The organism is Planctomycetia bacterium (genome assembly GCA_034440135.1).
Lineage (GTDB): Bacteria > Planctomycetota > Planctomycetia > Pirellulales > JALHLM01 > JALHLM01.
Genome location: JAWXBP010000365.1, coordinates 1 through 4,779 on the forward strand (window position 1 = coordinate 1; position 4,779 = coordinate 4,779).

2 protein-coding genes are annotated in these 4,779 nt (G+C 62.3%); one reads left to right on the plus strand and one right to left on the minus strand.

The genetic code is table 11. The features are described 5' to 3' along the window. Positions 1-1,020 (minus strand): hypothetical protein (locus tag SGJ19_21860; GenBank protein ID MDZ4782904.1); only part of this gene is annotated, 1,020 nt, incomplete at its 3' end. An 864-nt stretch (positions 1,021-1,884) separates the two neighbouring features. Here SGJ19_21860 and carB point away from each other — a divergent pair. After that, positions 1,885-4,779, plus strand: a 2,895-nt coding sequence (carB, locus tag SGJ19_21865) for a carbamoyl-phosphate synthase large subunit (GenBank protein ID MDZ4782905.1), incomplete at its 3' end; no start/stop codon positions are given.

Genomic DNA, 4,779 nt, shown 5'->3' on the forward strand with positions numbered 1-4,779 from the left:
ACCGCCGGCGCCGCTTGCGCCAGTCTGCCCGCCGGCGGCGCTGGCCGCGGCGGAACTAATCGACGAGCTGACCATCGTCTCCAAGGCGCTCGCGCCGCTGGTTTGCGGCGTTTGTGATTGCGGCAGAAAGACCATTAAGCGGTAGATCGTTTGCCCCTCGGCCGACGCATCCAACGTCGATGTCGAGGCGGCGCCCGCGCCGGACGTGTTCGCCGTCGCCGTTCCGTCGCTGATCGCAATGGCGATCTCCACGGCGACTGGCAACGCCTCTTTAAGCTCAGAATCCCACGCCGTCACCCATTCCATTTCCGCGGCGTCGAAGTAGCGGAACTCAATCGCCGTGACTTCCGCCGCGATCGGCGCCAATTCGCGTTCCCAGGCGGAGATATCGCCGTTGGTCGAGGCGTAAGTCGTGACCGCGCGATCGAACTCGCGTCGCGAAAGTCCGGTCGCGGAGGAAGCGGCGGCGGAGTTCGCGTTCTGGCAGTAATAGGCGACGGTTTTTACGTCGCTGACGATGTCGCCGGTTCCCGCCATCGCCGACGCGTATTGTTCAATTCGCGGCAAACGACTCACGTCGACCTGCACGTAGCCCTGCTCGCCATACAGCCCCATCACGGGCGGAACTTCGGTCGAAGTCGAAGGCGAACTGGTCGAAGCGTCATCGCCGGAACTATCGCTCGCATTCGTTCCCGTACCGCCGCCGGTCCCGGTACTGCTTCCCGATCCCGTCCCGCTGCCAGACTGGCTTCCGCTTCCAGTTCCCGTTCCGCTGCTCCCCGAAGCGGTAGCACTATCGCCGGACGCCGAATCCGCGCTCTCCGACTCGGTCGCCGCAGTTCCTTCTGTATTCTTCCACAGCGTCGATCGAAGGTCGTCGGCCATGCGCCGCAACAAGACCCGCGCGAGCTGTGCCCGCTCGACCTCGCCCCGGCCGGCCTCGCTGGCCCGCATATAGACATTGATCGAAAACGTCAGCAGCGAGAGCAACACCACCGACAATGCGAGCGCCAGCAGCACCTCAAGCAGCGTAAACCCGCGCCGCCGGCGCGGACGTCCTAGTAGCTGTGTTCTTTCAAATGTCGACTCTCGCGTAAATTCCAAAAGGCTGGGTGCCTGGGGCTGGGGCGAACCGTACAAGCCGCCACGTCGATTCGGCTGGGGCATTGTGACGATTTGTTGACCAGTCCAACGAATCCCCAGCGGTTGAGCCATGGTGACTACGAGTTTGTCGCCCCTGCCCCAGGCACCCATACGATTGTCGCGCAAGCCGCACACCTCCCCGTCGTCCAAGCGAGAGGGAGCAGACGTGCTTTCAATCGGCGGCAAGGCGATTCGGTTCAACGTCCGTTCCCTCGTTGGCGCGTACGGCGAGTAATAGCCCGCCTCTCGATCATACCTACTCCCGGGGCTGGGGTTTCGACTTTTCACCCGCGACGCCCCTCATTCGCGGGGGATCAACGCCCCCGTGCGCTCCTTGAGAATCACCCCAGTCTCATGGTAACTTCGAGGGATTTTACACCCAGCGCAAGGCGACAAGGCCAATTCCAACAAGCAGAGGTTGCAAACCACGTTGCACTTCGCATCTCAGAAGGAACCACGAAAGACACGAAAAGCACGAACGTTTGGCATGCTTGTGAGCGCTACTTTGATCCAACCAGCGAGCCAATGTGCAATTGTAACTTGCAGCGCAAACCAATTCTCTACAAGAGTTTCGTGCCTTTCGTGTCTTTCGTGGTTGCCTCCGGACCTCTGAAAGAGATGTGTAGTACAACGAGGTCACAGACTTCGGCTGCAGACGGCCCGCGCCCGCCTCCGAAATACCTCCGCGTCTCAGCGCCTCCGCGTTGACGAAGTCACCACCGTTCCAGGAGTTCCGCTTCCGTGCCGCGCCGTAACGACATCCACAAGATCCTGCTCATTGGTTCCGGTCCCATCGTCATTGGCCAGGCCTGCGAGTTCGACTATTCCGGCACCCAGGCGTGCAAAGCCCTGCGCGAGGAAGGTTACGAGGTGGTCCTCGTCAATTCGAACCCGGCCACGATCATGACCGATCCGGCCACCGCCGACCGGACCTACATCGAGCCGCTCACCTGGGAAATCGTCGCCAAGATCATCGAGGCCGAACGCCCCGACGCGCTCCTGCCAACGCTCGGCGGGCAGACCGGCCTGAACCTCGCCATGGAGCTGGCGAAGCGCGGCGTGCTGGAGAAATACGGCGTCGAAATGATCGGCGCCCGCGCCGATGTGATCGCCAAGGCGGAGGAGCGCGCCCAGTTTCAGTCCGCGATGCGCAAGATTGGTCTCGACGTCTGCCGAGGCGAATCGGTGCGCGACCTCGAACACGCGCGGCGCGTCATCAAGGACATCGGCCTCCCCTGCGTTTTGCGCCCCAGCTTCACGCTCGGCGGGTCCGGCTCCGCAATCGCGTACAACCGCGCCGACTACGAGCGCCTCGTCGCCTATGGCCTCGAACAATCTCCCGTCACCGAAGTGCTGATCGAGGAGTCGATCATCGGCTGGAAAGAGTACGAGATGGAGGTGATGCGCGACGTCGACGACAACGTCGTGATTGTCTGTTCGATCGAAAACTTCGACCCCATGGGCGTCCACACCGGCGACTCGATCACGGTTGCCCCCGCGCAAACGCTCACGGACAAAGAATACCAGCGGATGCGCGACGCCAGCCTCGCCGTGATTCGCGAGATCGGCGTCGAAACCGGCGGCTCGAACATCCAGTTCGCCATCGACCCCAAGACCGGGCGGATGATCGTCATCGAAATGAACCCGCGCGTGAGCCGCAGTAGCGCGCTGGCCTCGAAGGCCACGGGATTTCCGATTGCCAAGATCGCGGCCAAACTCGCGGTCGGCTACCGTCTGCACGAACTGCCCAACGACATCACGCGCGAAACGAAGGCCTGCTTCGAGCCGACCATCGACTACGTCGTGACGAAGATCCCACGGTTCGCCTTCGAGAAATTCCCCGAGGCCGACGACACTCTGATGACGCAGATGAAAAGCGTCGGCGAAACGATGGCTATCGGGCGGACGTTCAAAGAGTCGTTTCAAAAAGCCCTGCGCGGCTTGGAAGTCGGCAGCTTCGGCTTCGGCTGCGACAACAAAGATCTCTGGGGCACGAAAGAACAGCCCGACCGCGACGCCATTCGCGCCAAGCTGGGCCGTCCGAACGCCGACCGCGTGTGGTATCTGCGCTACGCCTTCAAAGACGGCATGACGCAACAGGAGATCTTCGATCTCACCAACATCGATCCTTGGTTCCTCGACAACCTGAAGGAAATCATCGAGCTGGAAGACGAGCTCCGCGCCATCGGCGGCCTCGACGCGTGCGACGATGAAACCCTCCGCAAGGCCAAGCGCTTCGGCTTCTCCGATCGCCAGCTGTCCCATATTTGGGACACCTCGGAGATGGAAGTCCGCGCCAATCGCAAGCGCCGCGGCATTGTCGCCACATTCAAATCGGTCGATACCTGCGCCGCCGAGTTCGAGGCTTACACGCCCTACTACTACTCCACTTACGAAGACGAAGACGAAACGCCCGCTAAGGAACCCGGCAAGCGCCGCATCATGATTCTCGGCGGCGGGCCCAATCGCATCGGCCAGGGCATCGAGTTCGACTACTGCTGCTGCCACGCCAGCTTCGCCCTGCGCGAGCTGGGCATCGAATCGATCATGGTCAACAGCAACCCGGAGACGGTCTCCACCGACTACGACACCAGCGACCTGCTGTTCTTCGAGCCGCTCACCACCGAAGACGTGCTCAACATCTGCGATCGCATCCAACCGGACGGCGTGATCGTGCAGTTCGGCGGACAGACTCCACTCAACCTCGCCCGCGCGCTCGCCACGGCCGGCGTGCCGATTATCGGTACGAGCGTCGATACGATCGAAGAAGCCGAAGACCGCGAGAAATTCGCGCGCCTCTTGCACCGTCTCAATCTCAAGCAACCGGCCAACGGCATCGCGCGCACGATGGAGCAAGCCCGGGCCGAGGCCGCCAAGATCGGCTTCCCGGCGCTGGTCCGCCCGAGCTTCGTGCTCGGCGGTCGCGCCATGGAAATCTGCTACGACGACGCCCAACTCGAACGCTTCGTCGCCGAGGCTTTCGTCGTCGCGCAAGGGCAACCGGTGCTCATTGACCGCTTCCTGGAAGACGCCATCGAAGTCGACGTCGACGCCATCTCCGACGGCGAGCGCACCATCGTGATGGGCATCATGGAGCACATCGAGGAAGCCGGCGTTCACTCCGGCGACTCCGCCTGCGTCATTCCGTGCTATAGCCTCGCCGGGCCGGTCATCGAGGAAATCCGCCAGGCCACACATGCGCTTGCCAAACAACTGCGCGTCCGCGGGCTGATGAACATTCAATTCGCCGTCAAGCGCGAAGACGATCGCCAGAATGTCTACGTCCTGGAAGTAAACCCTCGCGCCAGCCGCACCGTGCCGTTCGTCGCCAAGGCTACCGGCGTCCCCGTCGCCAAGATCGCCGCCAAGGTGATGGCCGGCGTTTCGCTCGCCGAGCAAGGGATCGACAGCGAACCGATTCCCGCGCACGTTTCCATCAAGGAAAGCGTGTTCCCGTTCGTTAAGTTCCAGGGCGTCGATATCGTCCTCGGCCCCGAGATGCGCAGCACCGGCGAAGTGATGGGCGTGAGCGAGCGTTTTTCGATCGCGTTCGCGAAAGCCCAACTCGCGGCCGGCGTGGTGCTGCCGATGACCGGCAAGATTTTCATCAGCGTCGCCCCACGCGCGAAAAGCCAC